The sequence below is a fragment of the Dyadobacter sp. SG02 genome (genome assembly GCF_900109045.1).
Classification (GTDB): Bacteria; Bacteroidota; Bacteroidia; order Cytophagales; family Spirosomataceae; genus Dyadobacter.
The window spans coordinates 304,559-323,604 of record NZ_FNYL01000001.1; the positions used below are offsets into that span (position 1 = coordinate 304,559).

Genomic DNA, 19,046 nt, shown 5'->3' on the forward strand with positions numbered 1-19,046 from the left:
GTGGAAAACTAGTTAGCGATTGCTATTTTTTGATTGAGATGGGTGCCGTTCATGTATTTGAACCGCAGCAAATACAGGCCCGCCGGAAAAAAGCGCGAATCGATCCTGATCGACGGCTTTTTGTCGCGGCTTTTGTAAACATTTTGCCCGCTGGCGTTCAGCAGCTCAACGGATTCGATGAGCTTCCAGTCGGCAATGTCGATGTTGATCTTATCGGTCGCAGGGTTTGGATAAACCAGCGTTACCGGATCGCCCAGATCGACCGTCCGTATAGCACTATACGCAAAGTTCCCGTCAAAATCGACTTGTTTTAAGCGGTAGTAATGCACCCCGAACGAAACCGGCGCGGTGTGGTTAAAAGAATATTCTGAATTTTCGGACAAAACCGTACCTCTGCCCTTCACTCGCCCGATCGCCTCGAACGTGCGGGCATCGAGCGAATGCTCCACCTGGAAGTAGTCGTTGTCCTGTTCGCTGGCCGTTTTCCAGATGAGTAACACCTTGGATTTTTCCACAGCCCTGGCGTCGAATGACACCAGCCGCACCGGTAGTGGCGCTTGCGTGCTGCCAATGGCCAGCGCGCTGATGTTTGTACCTGCCGGGATCGTACCGGTCAGCGTGCTACCTTCCACAACGCCCGTAGCATTGGCGTTCGCGCTCAAATTGATCCAGGCGGTGCCATTCCAACCTACCAGGCGCAGATTGCTGACCACCGCAAAGGAGTGAACATCGGGCAAAGATACGGTGACGGTGATATCATTACCGGGCGGGACAACGGTAATCCAATCCCACTGGCCGACGTCCGATACCGAAACGACCGGGCTAACCACCGCATTCAGCGGATGCGTGGCAGCTATATCCGACGGGTCGCCGGTGAGCGCCGGGCTGCCCGCGATCCATGCTGCGGCTAAGTGCGCAATGGCAGCCGCTGGCGCGCTGATGGTTAGCGGCCTGATGTCCGTCCCACTGCCGATCGGAAAACTAAATGCAGTATTACCGATTTTGGCAACATAGCCATTCACGTGCTGGGCGTCGGTGTTCCCATTCTGGTAGGTTGCACCTGCTTCGAAAACGATAGCCGCCGCATGATGCAGGTTTCGCAGCGTGGAAGTAATGCCATTTTCAAAATTCAGGGCGCCCGCAATGCTAATTCCTTCCGTATTGCTGATGTAAATCGGACTTGCTATTCCATTGACGAAGTCGGCGTTGAAAAGATGTAGCCGCTTGGAGCCAGCGATTTCCTGCGCTCCGGCCTGCCCGTCAGGGCCACTGAACACGTCCGTATGGCCCGTCGCTGCTCTGTACCCACCATCGTTGGTGAGGGTAAGCGTGGACGATCCAAAATGGTTAAACTTCCCATTGTTACTACCGAAATAGTTCCCGTCGGCCGAGTTGGTCCAGACGGGATGGTTGTCGACACTCCCTCCGTCATTAGTGAGCGTACCGGAGTTTATCGACTGGGCAAATGCGTGCGTGTGAATCAAAAATCCACATGTAAGAAAGAGGGTCGGGTAAAGTTTTTTCATAAATCGACTGCATATCGTTTGAGGCACGTCAATGTTCAATGAATTAATAGAGCAGGGCTTTTTTCATCGGGCTGCGGCATTTACCGCACTTGTGAAAACGACTCAAAAAAAAGACACATCGGGTTACGTTCTTCTTAAATCTTCCGAAACCGGTCGTATTCCTTTTCAACCGGGAAAATGGCGTTGCGAAGCGGGCGGCCGGAAAAAAGGAAAATGTTACAAGAGTTGATTTTGAGTTACAAACGAAGTATTTTGACACACTGTTTACGCCGTTGTCTATCAAACTCCACCCTCCCCGATGCGACGCCCATTCTTGCTCTGGTATTTTTGTGTGCTGATAATGTCGGTTACCCACAGCGCGGCACAAAGTGTTGTAAATGCCCAGACAGGCAAGCGCGCGTACGACCGGTTCCTGGAAACACAACAGGAGTACAACAGTGCCGTGGCACGCGGCGCCGACTCGCTCGAAATCGCCGAATTGTGTTATCTAATGGGAAAGCGTTATGAAGGGTTGGTCAACTACCATAGGGCCCGGCAATGGTTTACCCGCGCATTGAAAATCTGGGAGCCGCTCGGGCCATCCGAATCGGTGGGAAAAGTGTACCTCTGGATGACTGATTGCGAATACAGCCAGGGTGAACGGGGCAATCCCGACAGCATTATGAGATTTGCTAGCAAGGCGTTGTATAATTTTGAAAGAGCCGGTGCGCGCGAGCGGATGGTCGGCGGTTACCGGGGCATGGCCGGTGCCCATCAGTTCGCCTGGGAGAGACGAAACACCAACCCCGCCAAAACATTTGTTCCGTCGCTCGATAGCGCATTCCGCTACTCCGAAAAGGCGCTTGCATTGGCAATTGCTATCCCTATGCCGCCGAAGGACATTGCCCTCACCTACTTTTGTACATCCGGCTACTGGCAGGTACGGAAAGAATTTACAACCGCGATCGGTTTCCAGACTATGGCTATGACCATTTACCGAAAGGAAAAGGACTGGCGGAATATTGTCGATCTCGCATTCAGTATTTGTACCTCCTATATGGGACTTCGGCAGCCCGTGGAGGCGCGCAAATGGCTCGGCGAAGGGTTACGCATCAGTAAGGCGCTGAAAGTCCATTCCCACAAGGAATTGCGGCGCATCGAGGAAATCCAGGCCGACTATTATAGTTATATGGGTGATTGGAAGAAAGCCTACGCGCACCGGCAACGGGCCAATGCGTTTAATCTTTACGAGGTGAATGCTTACCGCGACGGCGCATTCGACGGACTTCGTGCCCAGTACGAAAATGAAAGTAAGGAGATCAAACTGAGGGCTAACGAGCAGGAAGTGCGCATGCAGCGCGAGCTGAACATCGTTACGCTCTTGCTCGCATTGATGGGCGGGATTTCGGCAGTGCTTTTCTTTCGACTTTTTATTATTTACAAAAAAAGAAGCACGGTGAATGAAGGCCTGGTGCGGGAACAGAGTCACCGGTTTAACAATGGTTTGCAATCAGTGTTCACATTGCTTAGCAGCGAGCGCCAAAAGCTCTCTGACCCGGTAGCCATCGAGGCCTTGGAAGAGAGTTTGCGGCGCCTCGACGCGCTTTCGCACGTGCATAGGCAGCTGTATGAGGGGGGCAAGCTCGCCCGTGTACAGGTGGACGAATACATTCCCGACATCGTGGAAGGGACACTTCGCAGCTATAATCTGACCGGTGTAGCAATAGAATATCTCATCGACGACCTCCTGCTGGATGCCAACAAGGCGATTCCATTGGGACTAATCCTTAATGAACTGGTAACCAACGCATGCAAATATGCATTCACGGGAAACCCAGCGCCTATGCTACGCATCGCCTGCCGCCGTCATGGCGACCACATCCGGTTTTCTTTTGCCGACAATGGTATCAATCCGGCCCGCCCCAGGCGCCACGGCTCTTTCGGGCTGGACCTCATCGGCCAGATGTTGGAGAACTTGAAGGCTGAGGGCGGTTTTGATGGTGAGGGTTATCGTAGCTTTACCTTCCGATTCGATACCCGGACACAGCGTGAGCTGCAAACAGCACATCAAACCCTGTAATAGATTAAGACATGTCTACTACTGTACTTATCATCGAAGACGACCGGATGCTCGCCACGAGCCTGCACCAAAACCTGGCCCAGGGCGGGTATCAGATCGCCGGAGTGGCCAGCAATCTGACCGACGCTCTGGACCTGATGCGCAAGCAGACCGTGGACCTTGCGCTGATCGATATCGAGCTGGACGGTCCGGAAGATGGTGTCATTGTGGCTAACGAGTTATCGCGTATCCGGCCCATTCCGTTCATTTTTATCACAGGCCGCCCTTTACGCGCTACTGCCGAGCGAAGTAATGGCGTATATCCGGCAGCGTTTCTATCCAAGCCACTGCGCTCAGAAGAGCTCATGGTGCAAATCGACCTGGCCATGCGCAATTTCCAGGCCGGTAACATCCCTGCCTCTGCCCGAACCTGGCAAAGTACTGTGCTACTGCCGGCATTTAAAGGTCATATTCTCGTGAGAACTGCCGAAATACTGTTCGTAGAGGCGGATGGAATTTATGCCAAACTTTTCGTTTCGGAAGCAGAATTCGGCAGGGTCTATCCTGGGAAAGCCTATGGATATATTAGTATTTCCAACAGCATGGGTTACGTGTTTTCCTTACTGACTCCCAACTTTTATAGATTGTCGCGGTCGCTAATCATCAGTCTCGACCGGATTGAGCGTATCACTTCGCTGCAGGTAGTCGTGGCAGGGAAACCATTTGGCATTCCCGAAGGCAGACGCAAAGCTTTGATTGAAGTCTTGGAAAAATGCCGCAAATAGGTAAATTTAGAAAGATCGACTTCGTCTACAACGAGATGGTTGATAGGTAGAGGTACCAAGGACTAAAACCTTGAAGGGTAATCGACCATCGTGAAAACAATAGTCGGACATACTATTCTATCAAAAGTTTGGCGCGGGAATGTCGCTTACACATCTTAGAAGATAACAGCATCGATCTAAGCAATAGCACACGTTTTCGACACCAGCGCCCTCTACTCCCATGTGCAGTAATGATCTCACTCAATCGCATGTTGTAGCTGTCGCGCACAATGGTGAACTTGCGATCTCCGGATACCGACCATCCAATAACCCCCTTGGGATTTCCGAATGTCGGATACGCTCTTCGTTTTACTAAACCTCAAAATTTCAATGGACTCGAAGCGCAAAGAGGTTATCACGGAGGCAACTTAATTGAATATCAATCTTTAGACCGCCACCAGAGAAGCTAATGCCCGGGTGAGTCGCGAAACATGGATGCTGACTAAGCTTCCATTTGAACGGGTTGAATCGCAGACGATTAAGATCATCGTTTCACTCCCTCGCTGGAGCAACTATTTGGGCGCGTCATGGGTCAAGAGCGCCAACACTTTCAAAGCGCCGGTGAATGCTTCGGTCTTCTACGACCAACCGAGGTACCGACTGGCCTTAAATGGCTATAGTTTGCTCAATGAACGTTACTGGAAATCGATCGGCACGCCTCAAAAGTCTGTTAACATGCTCGTCAGGGTGACCTTCAAATGGTAACCGATACGGCGCCGGAATACAAAGGCCACCTTATTCGAACTGGGGTGGCCTTGGCCGGTTGATTCTCGATCACGAATAAATGATAAACCCCTTTTCGATGGAATTAATTTTGCGGGTCAGTCTAAAAACGCCGATGCCATTGCTGCTTCCATTACTGTTGCTGTTGCCTTCGATCGTCTGGATAAAGCCGTTTTCCACCTTTTCGACGATTCCTGTGTGACCCATTCCGCCACCGTGGTCCTTGATAAAAATGCTACCCCGTTTAATCAATCCGGGATTAGTCGTGGCGGCGCTCTTCACGATTTTCGTCGCATTCGTATTGTTCCAATGTTTCAGGCATCCCACCGTTTTGAACAACGGGTTACTACGTCCCAGCGAAAGGGCGGCCTCGTCAAAACACCAATACACAAATCCGGCGCACCAGAACAGCCCTTCCTGCGAGCCCGCGCGCTCCATGTACATTCTGATCTCCCTGCCCCTATTGGAGAAAAGTGGGTTTTCCATGACGCCAACCTGAGATAGGGCCTGGGCTACCGCATTTTCGAGTAGGTCCGAACCGCCGGTAGGAGCCGGCGGACTGTCGACGGGGATATTAAAAAGCACCTGCCAGGTGATCGGCCCTATTTTGCCGTCCGCAACCAACGGGTTACCGTGAATGTCGCGGTGCAATGCCTGAAATTGTTTCACGGCCGCAGTCGTTTTCGGCCCGAAAATGCCTGTCCCTTGCAGGTCGGCGATGCCCAATTCCTTCAATCGGTCTTGTACCGCTTTCACGACCTTCGTGTCGCTTTCACCGGCTTTGATTATTCTGTTGGGAAATTTCATCGTGGTAATGGATTTTAAGGTGAGATGGATCAATAAGACAAGTTACATCGAATGGTTTATGCCCCCGGTTTCTTGGCGTTGGTGCCTCCCAGGGTTCCGAGGAAATTGATGATCGCAGGAATTACCGTCACGAGCGCGCCCAGGGACGTGATGATCTTTGTACTTGCTTCCCGTTGCGACGAAAGGATAAACGCCAGGATCGTCAAGGCCACAAGCACAAGTGGAACCCTGACCCGGTTCCAATTACGATTGTCATTGACCTTTTCCATGATCTTTCCAAGCTCGACAGTCCCTAAAGAACTGAGGATAAAATGACGGAATCCCCTGGTAATGAATTTGAGCCGCCCGTCGTGGTGAACGATCAGGCCTTTTTCGAGAAGGGTGTCCAATGTAGTTTGGTCGTACGAATTGACCAGGCCATCCTCGGCAAGATCATACAGGAAGAATTTCTCCTTTTCCGACAAAGATTGCCAAATAGAAAAATAGGAATGCTGGGAGGCCGCCACGGATTTGAGAAGAAAACTGTCGTTTCGTTCCAGCTGAGGGCTAGTGCCCAAAGCAGCACACATTTTTGGCTCAGAAACCGGGTTCAGCGCAATTTGAAATTTGCCCAGCAACTCCTGCCAACGCTCCATACTGTGGTTGCCCAGTTCCTTGGGGTTGCTTTCCAAAACCGATGCTAGCAGGCAGTCAGAGTGGATCGCCGACAAGATCAGGATCTTGCTGTTCTTTGCCTTGCTCATTAACCTTTCCAGCATGGACAATTTCAGATAAGTCGCCCTGACATTTTTGAAATTGTACTCGAAATTTTGAATGATAATGAGTTCGTATTTGGCGTTTTCGGCATCGAAAATGGGGGCGGTCCATTTTTTCATACTCACGTCGTCGTCCTTTTCCGGAATCCGCGAAGCGTCGATGATAAGCTTTTTGACCGGCGGTTGTTCGCGTCCCGTCAACAGGTCGTCTATGAGCTGCAATTGGCCAAACCTCGATGATCCGACCACGAAAAACTGGGCTGTGGAAGTCTTGTCGGTGATCTTGTCGAGCGTCAGCGGCATCCGCGCAGCGGCTTCTGGGACTTTGATGGAAAAGATTTTATTGATCAATCCCTGGAAAACGAAATAAAAGCCCAGCAGCACCAGAAAAAAAAACACCCACAGAAAAAAGCCCTGATCTCCGAAAAGGCGTGGAAGCCTGGTGTTCAGACTTGAAGAGGCTACCCACAAATACCTGTCGTTGCCTACGTTATAGGACGTGGAGGTCGAATCCGAATGGCCGTTAACCTGGTGCATCAGATTGTTGAAATAAAACGAAAGGTCAGCTGACGCAGGCTCGTCCAGATATAACGGAGAAGATAGCCGCTCACTTTCGTAAATGCGAAGAGATTGCAGTAAATCCCTGATTTTTTTGTCGTCTTCCAAAAATGCGACCGTACCCCTTCCGGCTACCCCGGCGGTGTCGAGCCAGTAGCCATCAAAATAGAATCCCGAACGTAACCGGGCGAGCTTTTCTTGCTCGGATTCCACGGCGTAGCTGTTCGCGCTTTCTAAACGCGCCTGCGGTATGTAGGCGTTCAGGAAATTCAGTTGCTGGGAACGCGCTATCAGGTGCTGATCGTAGTTGTAAGACGCGTTAAAAAAGATGACCATCGGAATGCCCATCGTGACGAGCATCCATGAAACCAGAACCGTGGTGTAAGTCTGGTTGTAGCCTAGCCAGGCGGTTAACTTGTTTGAACCAAGTTTCAGAACGTCGGGCAATGCATGTATGCCAAAGCAAAGGACGGCCGGGGTGAGGATGATTTTTATTTCAAAAGTCCAGAAAGTGGTCCACGATTCTTCAAGCGCCCATGCTGCCAAAACGTTCAACGACACCGGAATGGAAATCCCCCAGAGACCTGCCTTGATCTTGTACCATTTCGAAGGCAACAGCCTGTTATGGTATTTATAGGCGAACAGAAAGTTCAGAAATACGGGCATAGAAGTGCTTGCAACGAGCAACACAAAGAACTGGCACAAAACCGGCTGATGGCGGCCAGCACATAATCCTATGAACAACAATATGTTGAATGCCGTGGAAACAATGTACTCCCAGTTGCTGGATTCTTTCGGACCGATCCAGTCGGTTTCAAACATCTGCCCTTTAAATAATGACCGCTTCGCGGAAGCCAGGAACATGACCAGCACCTGGATCGTGATCAGGAGGAACACCAGCATTTGCATCGAAATCGTAAAGCTGTATACGTTGATGTCCCGGTAGTCGTCGAGCACCAGGTTCTCCATGACAACAAGATAGTAAGGAAGCCCCTCCCCGACCGCCTTCATTAAAACCTGGTATTCCTGGCCAAAATACCGGGTACTGAAAGTGGCGGTGACACCCTTTTCCAGACAGACTCTCAGTTTCCTTTCCTCCGAGAATTCTTCGAACAAATTTTCATTCAGATTGCGGGTAGAGTCGGAATGATACAAAACTTTGCCCGATCTGTCGATCATCGCAAAAGTGTATGCCGGGGGCATTTTATAATCCTTAAGACTTTTTACCCGGAACGAAATTGCAGCGACCTTCGCTTTGCCGATAGAAGACGCGATGGAGATGTCCGTCAGAAAATCACCCGATATCCACGAAACAACCTGATCGACATACAAAGCCGATTCTTCCGAGCCTTTTAGCAGATAAGGCGCACCGTTCACGATGTTCTTGAAATAAGCGCGGTCTTTGAACTGACCCGAAAAGCCCGGTTCGCGACGGTCTACATTCCAGGTCCGAACCTCGGTCCCGTTCTTGTCCATCCAGAAAACCCGGTCGAGATCTATACCCTGGGTAATGCGGTCAATGGCATTATCCAAAATGATATCCTTGAACATCGTGCCGCTACTACCGGTAAACGAGTCCTTGAAACGAGAGTGACTTTCAATGAGCTGATTAATACAAAAAAGCCGGTGATAGGTGTCGGCGATCTCCTGAACAAAAGCCGCCCTCACCGCCTCGGCAAGCACCTCTTTGGCTTTCGCTTCACCGCCGGCCGGTTTTCTGCCATATTTTACCAGACACATGAATAACATCGACAGCAAAAACATCGAGACCACCGTAACGGATATCGCGTCGGTGCGCGTTAGCCTGTCCTCTTCTCCAAGCTGGTATAGCTTGATAATGGGGAAAGTGACAAGAATGATCGTAAAGATGGTAATCAGTAGTAGGATGAGATAGGGCGGCAATCGCGTTTTTGCTTGAAAGAAATTCTCTTTCGATACCACGCCCATAACATAAACGTCGATTTTGTTACCCAGTTTCACCGGTTGCACAAACAGCAGCCGCTCACTTCCAGCAATTTCGCGGTAAACAATTTCTGATGCGGCCAGCTTTTTCCTTTTGGTAAAAATCGAATCCCGAAGAGGGTCAAAACCGGAAGAAAAGGTTTCATAAAGTACCGTCAGACTGTCTGTGACGATATAGTGCTCAAAAACATTCTCCGGCAACAAGGGCTTTATGAAGTCGGAGAAAGTATATTCCAACGACAACGTATAATCGTGATTTCTGTATTTAACCGAATCGGAAAGGACTAATTGCCGCGGCTGATGTGGAAGTAACTTCAACGATATGAAATCCGGTTTCGGCGGTACGATTTGCGTAATTGGGAAGTTATTCGTTCGTTGCTGACGCAGAAACGCGTTCAACGTGGCTATACCCGTATTGGGCAAAGTCGTTCCGAGTTTCTCGCTTTTAAGATAAGTTTGAAGTTGAAGGTGTCCGGTTTCGATCTTGCTCCGGATATTCCTGGCAACGTTCTGAAGCGTCCTAAATTTCCATTCCTTGATACTTGCTTCCGTGTCGGGCAAATATTTGAAGTAATAAAAACAAGCGAGAACTGCTACAACCCCCAGCGTCAGAAATGCGGGGATATTTTCCTTGGATGGCAATAACGATCTCATGGGCACTAAGGGACAAATTCGTGGATCTCCGGCGCAGATGCGCCCGCACTTGCATTCTACTATCCTCCGAAAAGGAAAGAGACCAATCCGTTCGGGCATTACACCCGAATGGATCGCCTGCCGAAGGCTACTTTTTTACAGCCAGTTCGTCACCTGGTCTACAATCTCCTGATCTTCGAAATAGACAAGGTGATGAACCCCGTCGTGCTTATTGCAGAAGAAAGTGTTGCCGGGCGTCTTGTTCTCGTTGATTGCGCCAAGGAAAGGCACGATCATATCATTGGGGCTCCCTCCGAAAATAAGGTTGTCACTGGCGATGTCAAGTACCGATTTCAATCCCTTTCCGGTGTAGTTCATACCTATCAAATAATGGTTGTTTCCCAGCGGATTCGACTTATTAAGGTTGGTAAGAAACTTGCTACCCGGAGCCATATCGGCCAATCCAGGCATCTTCCAGACGAGCCCTATGCCCATTTTGGCAGCAAATGCGATGGCACCTAGTGCAAAAGACGAGCCGCCGGATACCGTCATCACCAGCCCGGTGAACCGGTTGAGCAGCTGGCCGATGTTCTCGCCAGACGCCATCGGCGTTCCGAAATGCGGTCCTGCGCTCAGGATCATTTTTGTCGTGGCCGGGAAAGCCGCTCGTGCCACCAGCGCGCCCCGGCTCGTTCCTATGACCGTTACCTTGCTGGCTTCGATGCCCAGCAATTTCAGCGAAGACGCGATTTCCGCAGCATTCTCGTCTATTCCCGATTTGATAGTCGACATGTTAAAGCCTAGCACATAATTGCCGAACTTCTTCTTTTTGAGGACAGACAGGAAACCGGGGTTTGCAAGGAGATGCCTGAACGAAAACTCCACCGAGCTGAAAGTTCCGTGGCTCAAAAACAGCACATTATCCTGTTTCGGCAGCGCATCCTTCGCTATCTTGTCGTTAGGATCAAATTGTCGCCAGTTAATTCCGGTAGTTGTGATCTCTCCCAGAAGCAATCCTTGCATGTCCGAGGCGGCCTTGTCCTGCACCGTACGGAAGACATTGACAATAAATTTGCCGATTTTTCTAAATATTCCCCGCGAGGCCGGAATGGTGATGTTCAAAATATGGTCGGCTTCCAGATGAATCAGCGTATCCGCCGCCCCCCTGCTGGCTTCGTTTTCCTCAGGCACTGCCCAACGGTAGTTTTTCGTACCGTCCTCGTACTCTTCCGTAACCAGGAACATCGACTCCTCACCAAGGCCCTCTCCTACGACGCTGATCTGCGCCTGGCCGCCTGCACGAACCGCATCATCTGACATGCTTAGCTGGAATCCTCCGATGTGGATGTCATCAACCGGTTGATTCAGGCTGGAAATCGTTCCGGCAATATTTTCGAGCGATACCACGAGCCGTTTTCCCAGCGCCAGCTCAACGACCTCCGTCGCGAACGTCGGCTGATTTGAGCGCGCAGCGATGCCGCGCCGGCTCAGTCCCAAATCCACCGCGAGCAATTTTTTAAGGTTGGACGAAGCATATTTCGAATAATATAGCGCAGTTTTCAACTTAGCGGTCAACTGGTTGTCCTTGCTGAATTCTGCGAGTTCCGGATCGGTGAAAATGAGCTGTTCGATTTCAAGCGAGAACATTTCTTTCAGCACGGGATCATTAGCTGTTCCCGACGACCGGTACCACATGCCGATCAAATCGTCGATCCCGACACGCCCAATCGAATCTCTCTCTTCCTCAAACGCCGCGGGATTCTGATTGATACTGTTCAACAGTCCCTGTGCATTAATATCCAGCGCGTCTTTCGCTTTTAACAAACCGTTGCCGAAATACTCGTTGTACTGGCGGTCACCCAGGATGAAAAAGTTGCCGAAATCCGCATTTTTAGACTGATCGGCACTCTGGAAAAGCGCTTGTCGTACGATTTCGGCCTTTTTCCAGGTGCCGGCGACGTGCTTTAAAACGCTCTGGTATTTCAAACAGTACAAAGCGGCCGCGGCCGCGATTTGCGGCGTTGCACTGGATGTTCCTCCACCCGATTTGGAATAGAAAGGCCTTTTTTCATTGGAAAACCACAGGACGTTAGGCGTGTAGGCCGCCAACGCGGTCCGCATAGCCTCGTTCGGTCCGTAGCAGGATTGCATATACTTTCCGCCCGCGGCCCTCGAAACCTCATTGAACTCGTTTAAATAGGGCGTTTTGTCAAAGGTGGCGCCGGTTGCGGCAATCACGCGGTTGAGGCGGGCCGGGTACATCAGGGTCGACGGTAAGGCTTTCTGGATTCCTCTCGACCAGCTGTTCCCTCCCGCGCTCACGACTATCACACCCTTATCATAAGCATTGTTCACGGCCTCCACCATTACTTTGGACGGAGCACCGGCCATAGACATTGTGACCACGTCGGCTTTCAGTACGTCGACGGCATAATCGAGCGCCCTGGCAAAGCTTTTGCCTCTCAGAATGGCAACCGACTCACTGATTTTTAACGTCACAACCCGTGCGAACGGAAAGCCGCCGAAGTAGTCGTTTGCATTCAAAGCAGTTTCGCCGGGCAGTTCGAGTTTACCCCCTGCCAGCAATGCGATCGTACCGTTACCGTGCCCTTGCTGCTCAATAAAATCGGGGATAATCCATTTGTCCCGATCGATCGGGTCGTCGAAACGATGGCTCGATTTGAGGTCGAGATTCATCGGGTGCATGGGCCCGCCTGCCAGCACGCCTGTGTCGATATGCGCGATCAGCGGATATTGATCCAATGGCCTCGTGACCTTACCCAGGATAAATTCGTTGGGACAAACCTCTTTCAAAGCAGATGTCAACTGACTGTACGTGTCGGTCAAATGCCAAAGGGCGTCAAAACCCGACCCGGGGGCGGGCGACGGATAAGTGTCGAGGTAATCGTCGTCCGAGCCCCGTGACGTCTCCACCCTGGGATCGCCGAAAACGACGCTGGCCAGATCCGGTTCGATAAATACGCGCGCATGACCATCCGGGCTCATACTTTTATAGGCGGTATAAGCTTTGTCCCAAATGGTGTCTCCACCAAATCGCGCCGCACTGACTTCCGATCTCGCTGAAAAATGATCTCTCCCTCCCCGTCCGGTCGCCTTTACCTGAAAACTTACCAACGATTCGTTCCCGCCCAGCAAAAGCCTGTTACATTCCGGCAAATCCGAAAAGACATCCTGGTCGTCAGTCGGTTTGGGGCGCCCGGCGGTGCTTTCATCTACCCTGTCAACACTCACCGACATTGGTGCGTTGTCGCCCTGGGCGAAAAGCAATGCGCGAAGAAAGCTATCCGTATCTCCGTACAAATTAAGCATTGGAATTTGGTTGGCAGGCATGAGCCCTTTCAGTTTATCGAAAGTAACCCTGTAAGTCAATCCCTTCTCGCTGTTGATAAGATTGAACAGTTTCAATGTAAAGTCGCCATACCCGTTGATCTCCGACGCAAACTGGTGATCCTGGCATGCGGCGAAATGGATAATGGATGCATTGTATTCGTTATTAATCCCGCGGTCGCCCCGCGCCGACTTCCTCTCCGTATTATATTCCGCCCTGTTTTCATGATAAACCTTGTTGGCAATCTCCATAGGCATGAAACGAAGGCGCTTCAATCCCCCAAGCTGTGGCGTAACGAGGCTGCCGATCCCTCGTGTGACGATCCGGTTTCGGGTGTTGGTGCCGCTGTGGCAACAATCCGTATACCAAAACACCCGCACCCCTTTTTTAAATTTTGTCAGGTAATCCCGGATCTCGTCGTCGAGCAACAATCCGTCGTGGAGTACCAGGGCCTCGTCATTCCCGTCTTCGTCGTCTAGATTTTTGTCTTCCACCATTGTACCGTGCCCCGAGTAAGTGAACAGGACTTCATCTCCGTCCTCCGCCTCGCGGACCGCATTTTCCAGTACGGTACGGATCGCTCCCCTTGTCGCGTCGTCATCTGTAAAAATCAGTTGTTGGTACCCCTTCTGCTCGGTAACAGCCTTGAAAAGCCCCAGGTCATTCTTGCAGCCTTCCAGCTGCGGAAACGTGCCTTTGTAGACATCTTCACTCACATTATCTACCGCCACATGGATGGCTATTTTCTTGTTCTTTTTAGAATCACTCATGGTTCGATATGAAGGTTTTGAATTTTTTGATAATTGGGAAAGCTTCAATAACTCATGCGCATTGATGATGCCGTGGCCTAGTTTATCCTTGAAATACAGTGGCTTTGGGGACGCGGGGTAATAACAGGCCGCGCAGATCAAGCCCCTGGCCTGCTTCAAGGTGAGTTCGTTGTTCACGGAAAGCATCAGGGCCGCCACGCCGGCCATGCCGGGACAGGAAGCCGATGTGCCGCCGAATGCATAATAGTAATCCGTTTCCGAGTACCCTTTTCCGCCAATCCGATCGATCGTCGGGACGCCGTACGCGGTTTTTACCACACCCGCTTCCAGGAACACCTCGCTGCTCGGGAAACAGCAAAACAGATTATTTCCATAATCGGAGTAATTGGTCAGCGTTCCTCCCCGATTTACGGCCCCTATCGCCATGACGAATTCATTGGATGCGTATCCGTCGTAATCAACGGGCTCCTTACCGTTGCCGGCAGCAAAGAAAATAAGGCATCCTTTGCCATTGCGTCCCTTAGTGGCCGCGTATTCCAGTGCAAGGCGTGTATGGTCGGGAAGCGGATGCTGCGAGAAGGATTTAAACTCCGAAAACGGGTCCCCATCGGCCGGACCCCAGCTGCACGAAATAATGTCTGCGCCCTGCTTCACTGCCCAGTAAATCGCCTCCGATTCCAGTACAGAACCCAGGCCTTTCGATCTGACGACGATCAATTCTGCTTCCGGGGCTATTCCCAGCGTATCGGGGTCGTCGCTACAAGCAATGCTGGCACAGGCGGTACCGTGCATTTCGGAGTCGTCCTTGTGCGACCCGTCGGAACCGTCCAGCAACATATCGGTGCTGACGATCTTCCGTTTCTTCCTCAAAAACGAAGGGTGCGCCAGGTCGATTCCGTCGTCCACAATGCATATTTTCGATCCCTTTCCCTTCGAAATAGTCCAGCTTTCCTGTAGGTGGATCATTTTTTCAATCCAACGATCGTACACCACCGGGGCGGGTGCGTGGGTTTTGATCACGGTCTTTCTGTGAACGACCAATTCCGGATGACAAAATTCGACGGACTGCTCCCGGAGGATGGTATTGCACAATGTAAAAATCTCCCTGTGTACATCCTCGACCGGCTGCATGAAGAAGGCATTCTCCGTGAAATGAAGTTTACGTTTTAAAACCAATCCGTACCGCGCAAATACCGCGCTGTACTGAGAGTCGTCCGTACCTTTTTTGAATTTGATGAAAAGGTTGCCGGTGTATATCTGATAAACGCCGGAATCGGCCCGCTGGAGTACCGTTCCGATATATTCGATAAGTGGATGGTCGAGCGACCTTACCAATTGTTTAAACAGGTCGATTTCTCCCAGAATGGCGTCCCGCAGGCGGTACACATAGGAAGAAGCTTCCGGGTAATAGTCCAACAAGATGGTCCGATCGGTAAACTGAAATCCCTCCAAGCGGGAAAACAGTACCTCCGGATTGAATTGCTCCCCGGTCCTGATGATAATCTTGTCCGGCGATTCCGTTAATTGGTGAGGCTTACTATTCTCACCCTGATAAAAAAACTGCATGGCGAAGGGTGGCTGGATATTAAATCGTGTATCGGCTGACCAATTAAACCTTAATGTATATACGTAATATTGAAAAACGCTGACATTGTCAGAATCAACAAAGCTTCATCACAAGGCGGTTTTTGCGCAGAGTGGTTACCCGCTGTCTCTCATGCCGTAACCGCTATCGGATGATAGGTTTTCAAGGATTTAAAAACGGGTCTGAAACCCGGGGAGATAAGTAAAGCGTTTCAATCATATCGAAGGAGAGTTAAGGTTGAAATTGAGAACTACTTGTAACAATTTAGTAGAAAAAAAACTTCTAAAAAACGGCTCTTCGCACCTCAAACGATACGGACTAGTTATTCGGCTATTTCATTGAAATGTTCCGAAGGAGCGTGATTAGGAAGGACGGTTGACGCGTCCTTCCCAGCCGCAGCGCCTTCAAGACATGATCAATGGCGCATCAGGCTACGCGGCAGAATGCCCCGATCCCTCGGTTCAGAACGAACTTGACAATTTTCTTGACAAGAAATTTGATGATCACCCCGCCCGGAAGGATTGAGGCCAGCGCTTCAAGAATTTTATCGATAATATCCGACGTCGTAGAGCCTTCATTCAAAAATCGGCAAATGAAGTCCCTGATTTTCTTTAAAATACCACGTCCCGCCCGTCTTGCTGCGAATGAACGCGCTCTGGTAGAAGCCAGTGCCGCTATTTTTTCATTGTTGTAATACAATGAGGCCGTAACATTGGAAGCGGAAAGGTACATTTCTGCGAGGTCGTCTTCGATTTCGTCCTCTGTCAATACCGGCGTTTCGGGCAAATCCCTTTCGATTTCTTTTTTCAGACTGTCGACGTCAATTAAGTCCAGGTTCTCGTCTTGCAACAACATAATTCCAAATGGTTTAGATGCCTACTTATTGATCAGGTTTTCGGCAGTTCCTGCTGTGAACATGCTTAGTTCGTTCATATTCACAGCACCAAAATTATGTTATGGGCCTGCCTCTGTAAACGGGCTTTTCAACCTATTGCACCGGGTATATTCACCGTAGTTTTCAAGCTTTCGTTGTGAAAAATCCCGGAGACTATGCTCTTCCCAGAACCTAAAACGGTCTCGCCTTCACATTCACCCGTGTGTACTCAAATGCGCACGAGTCCGAAAAAGATGAAGACATTCATAAATCGCACTCGATCAATGCGTCAGACCAAAGACGGGAAGAAAATGAACGCTTTCAATCATAAAACGGCAACGTGAGCGATTCCTAGGCGAAACCTAGGGACGAGTATCGAAAATTCAGTGCTGCCTCCGTTAAGGAAGCAACCATTGGATGGTCAGTATTGATTGGGAAGCAAAACAACATCGTTGGTCACATAGATTTTGATATCTGGTGATGGGAAGTCGTGTAAGGAATTTGATTTGAACATAAAAGTCTTCCGTTGCCATCGTCACAGGTCAGAGTGCCTGTAAACTCCGACAAGTTAACTGTGTCTGTAAGTAAAATATTCATCCTTTGCTTTGCATGAATATCAAAACATCGACGCGGACTGCCCTGTCAAATAATTTCAGATCTATGAGTTGTTAATCATATCTAATACTTTTTTATAGTATTTCTCTTTATCAGGCTCGTCAATAGCGATCAACTCGACATCATTTGCCTCAAAGAAATTAATTTTGCCCTTTGATGTATCAACACATTTTTCGGGCATGTAGTAAACGACTCTATTATTGCAGGTATTTTCTTTATATAATATTTTGATCGGGCTCTATGGGTCAAAAGCCACCATAGATCGCTTTCAACAAAGTTCAGAGCAAGCCCGATAATGAATTATGCGTTGCCCTGCTTATTTTCCTATTATAGCTTCTCTCTTTTCGTTCTGACCGAAATTGAAAGTAAGACCTGCAAACCAGCTGACGCGGGTCCGGTCGACGTATGTAAAGTCTTCTGCCGGGTCGCTTGGGAAATAGTTAGAGGTTGTATCATATCGAAGCGACAATTCTTTCCTCGTACCAACTGCCGCTCCTCCGTTCAGAACAATTCGCTGCCGACGCCCGATCATCACGCTTGCGCCCAGCAGATATAACGGGCGCCCTTTCGTAGTAAGGCCCGCTCCAATTGACACGCCCGGGTTAAGCCCGCCCTTCCAACATGAAGTACGCCAGTATACATGGCCAAGTGTCGCAATGGCAAGACTCACGTTGTCTCTCCTTTCATCAACTGGTGTCTGACGAACCACTTCGTTTACTTGCGAAGCGCCTTCAACAACACGTGTCTGACTCGCTACCTGGTCAATGGCCGCGTGAGTTTGGTCTGCGAGGCCCGTAAGCAATAGACCGGCGCTGAAATCCAGTTTAACCCGCCCTACGACCCAAACATCAAACGACTTGACAACCGGGTTACTGGTGGAGTCCAGCTTATTGCTCTTAGTCATAGTGAATCGGAGGACATCGGCGTTCGGATAATCCGATGCATCGATCAGCGGTGTAATTACGGTAGCGCCGTCTTTAATGGCTTTAACTGCGTTGAAAAGAGCGAAGGTTTCTTTTGCTAGGCCGTCTCTTTTGGCATAGGAGGATAATCTTTTGAGAAAATCCTTTAAAATGGCATTTTTATTTTTTGCAATTGTTTCGACTTTATCAGTCAAATCTTTGAGTTCCAAGTCCAGCCATATCTCATTCGGATAAGGTTTAATAAGCACATAAACTCGATTCCTTTCCTTTTCAATCTCATTCAGGTCATCATCGGTCAGGCAATCAAGCTTTTGCCATTGACTAAGACTTTCGGTCAAGGAATCGGATATTGAAACAAGGCTTAACAATTTCTCTACGATTACGTTTTCTGTATCTGCCAATACAGAAGTGGCGTCGTTAGCCCCTGTCGCACCTTTTGCTGATGATTTCACTGCTTCCAGGTCTAATAAACCGGCCACATTGGAAAGGGCTTGCTTCGCATCTGTATTAAAGGCCATCGACGCGACATCGATTGAAACGGAGTTACGAAGAGGATTGATATGCTTAACTACCATGCGTGTTTTCTCTCTGGGTAAGACAAATGCCCATGAGCGTCCCATTGGATACACGACTGGCTTATTTGAATCCGTACAAAGATCGACAACCAGTTCGCTTCGGATGGGAGGTACGACTTTCGGTTTTGTCAATACGACTTTCATAGTTTTTGGCGTCGGCCCAACAATACTGATGTCGATGAAGACAAATTCAACCGTTTTATCTTTTCCATTCCAATCTTTTGCAAATACAAGGGTGTTTTTGCCGTCCCCTTGATTTTCCACAGATTCCGGCCTTTGAGCGCCGAGCAGAATCTTGTCCACTAGCGTGCCCAATACGTCTTTCAATCTCAGCAAAATGCGAATGTCCTGTTTATCTTCGCGTAACTGACTAAATGATTTTTCAGGAAAGTCCAGAGAAACGCGCACGGTCTTTTTAGTATCAAGAGTCGCAAAAGCGACTTCTTGCGGAATGCTTACAGGTTTTTGACCGAAGAGGAAACAAGGGAAATTCATTGCCAGTAACAATATGTACTTTTTCATGATCAGG

Annotated in this window: 9 protein-coding genes; 3 read left to right on the forward strand and 6 right to left on the reverse strand. The window is 49.7% G+C overall.

Annotated features, from left to right (window positions below; genetic code table 11):
* Nucleotides 1-8 precede the first annotated feature (8 nt).
* Complete coding sequence (locus BMW93_RS01290; protein WP_090373390.1) at nucleotides 9-1,526, reverse strand: T9SS type A sorting domain-containing protein; 1,518 nt, start codon at nucleotides 1,524-1,526, stop codon at nucleotides 9-11.
* A gap of 298 nt (nucleotides 1,527-1,824) precedes the next feature.
* On the opposite strand from BMW93_RS01290, the gene BMW93_RS01300 reads away from it, so the two are divergent.
* From BMW93_RS01300 to BMW93_RS01310, 3 genes are all read left to right on the forward strand, one after another.
* Nucleotides 1,825-3,585 carry a sensor histidine kinase gene (locus BMW93_RS01300; RefSeq protein ID WP_090373392.1) on the forward strand — a complete coding sequence of 587 codons (1,761 nt, stop codon included), beginning with the start codon at nucleotides 1,825-1,827 and terminating at the stop codon, nucleotides 3,583-3,585.
* Between the two features lie 11 nt (nucleotides 3,586-3,596).
* On the forward strand, nucleotides 3,597-4,349 hold the full coding sequence (locus BMW93_RS01305; RefSeq protein ID WP_090373393.1) for a response regulator transcription factor: 753 nt from the start codon (nucleotides 3,597-3,599) through the stop codon (nucleotides 4,347-4,349).
* A gap of 474 nt (nucleotides 4,350-4,823) precedes the next feature.
* Complete coding sequence (locus tag BMW93_RS01310) at nucleotides 4,824-5,093, forward strand: hypothetical protein (RefSeq protein ID WP_090373394.1); 270 nt, start codon at nucleotides 4,824-4,826, stop codon at nucleotides 5,091-5,093.
* Between the two features lie 69 nt (nucleotides 5,094-5,162).
* Here BMW93_RS01310 and BMW93_RS01315 read toward each other — a convergent pair whose 3' ends face one another.
* The 5 genes from BMW93_RS01315 to BMW93_RS01335 form a co-directional block, all read right to left on the reverse strand.
* A complete protein-coding gene (locus tag BMW93_RS01315) occupies nucleotides 5,163-5,918 on the reverse strand; it encodes a CHAP domain-containing protein (protein WP_090373395.1) in 756 nt (251 codons plus the stop codon).
* A gap of 56 nt (nucleotides 5,919-5,974) precedes the next feature.
* Nucleotides 5,975-9,847, reverse strand: a complete 3,873-nt coding sequence (locus BMW93_RS01320) for a cache domain-containing protein (RefSeq protein ID WP_090373396.1) — start codon at nucleotides 9,845-9,847, stop codon at nucleotides 5,975-5,977.
* 135 nt (nucleotides 9,848-9,982) lie between these two features.
* The gene (locus BMW93_RS01325) at nucleotides 9,983-15,511 is read right to left on the reverse strand and encodes a S8 family serine peptidase (protein WP_090373397.1); all 5,529 of its coding nucleotides are present in this window, start codon (nucleotides 15,509-15,511) and stop codon (nucleotides 9,983-9,985) included.
* 445 nt (nucleotides 15,512-15,956) lie between these two features.
* Nucleotides 15,957-16,385, reverse strand: a complete 429-nt coding sequence (locus tag BMW93_RS01330; protein WP_090373398.1) for a hypothetical protein — start codon at nucleotides 16,383-16,385, stop codon at nucleotides 15,957-15,959.
* Nucleotides 16,386-17,335: 950 nt separating this feature from the next.
* Nucleotides 17,336-19,039 (reverse strand): hypothetical protein, encoded by a 1,704-nt coding sequence (locus BMW93_RS01335; protein ID WP_143061569.1) that lies wholly within the window; start codon nucleotides 19,037-19,039, stop codon nucleotides 17,336-17,338.
* Nucleotides 19,040-19,046: the final 7 nt, after the last annotated feature.

What these genes read in the sequence shown, in the direction of transcription:
- BMW93_RS01335 (WP_143061569.1), bottom strand. Translation starts at nt 19,039, where the DNA reads ATGAAAAAGTACATATTGTTACTGGCAATGAATTTCCCTTGTTTCCTC.
- BMW93_RS01300 (WP_090373392.1), top strand. Translation starts at nt 1,825, where the DNA reads ATGCGACGCCCATTCTTGCTCTGGTATTTTTGTGTGCTGATAATGTCG.
- BMW93_RS01320 (WP_090373396.1), bottom strand. Translation starts at nt 9,847, where the DNA reads ATGAGATCGTTATTGCCATCCAAGGAAAATATCCCCGCATTTCTGACG.
- BMW93_RS01305 (WP_090373393.1), top strand. Translation starts at nt 3,597, where the DNA reads ATGTCTACTACTGTACTTATCATCGAAGACGACCGGATGCTCGCCACG.
- BMW93_RS01325 (WP_090373397.1), bottom strand. Translation starts at nt 15,511, where the DNA reads ATGCAGTTTTTTTATCAGGGTGAGAATAGTAAGCCTCACCAATTAACG.
- BMW93_RS01310 (WP_090373394.1), top strand. Translation starts at nt 4,824, where the DNA reads ATGCTGACTAAGCTTCCATTTGAACGGGTTGAATCGCAGACGATTAAG.
- BMW93_RS01290 (WP_090373390.1), bottom strand. Translation starts at nt 1,526, where the DNA reads ATGAAAAAACTTTACCCGACCCTCTTTCTTACATGTGGATTTTTGATT.
- BMW93_RS01315 (WP_090373395.1), bottom strand. Translation starts at nt 5,918, where the DNA reads ATGAAATTTCCCAACAGAATAATCAAAGCCGGTGAAAGCGACACGAAG.
- BMW93_RS01330 (WP_090373398.1), bottom strand. Translation starts at nt 16,385, where the DNA reads ATGTTGTTGCAAGACGAGAACCTGGACTTAATTGACGTCGACAGTCTG.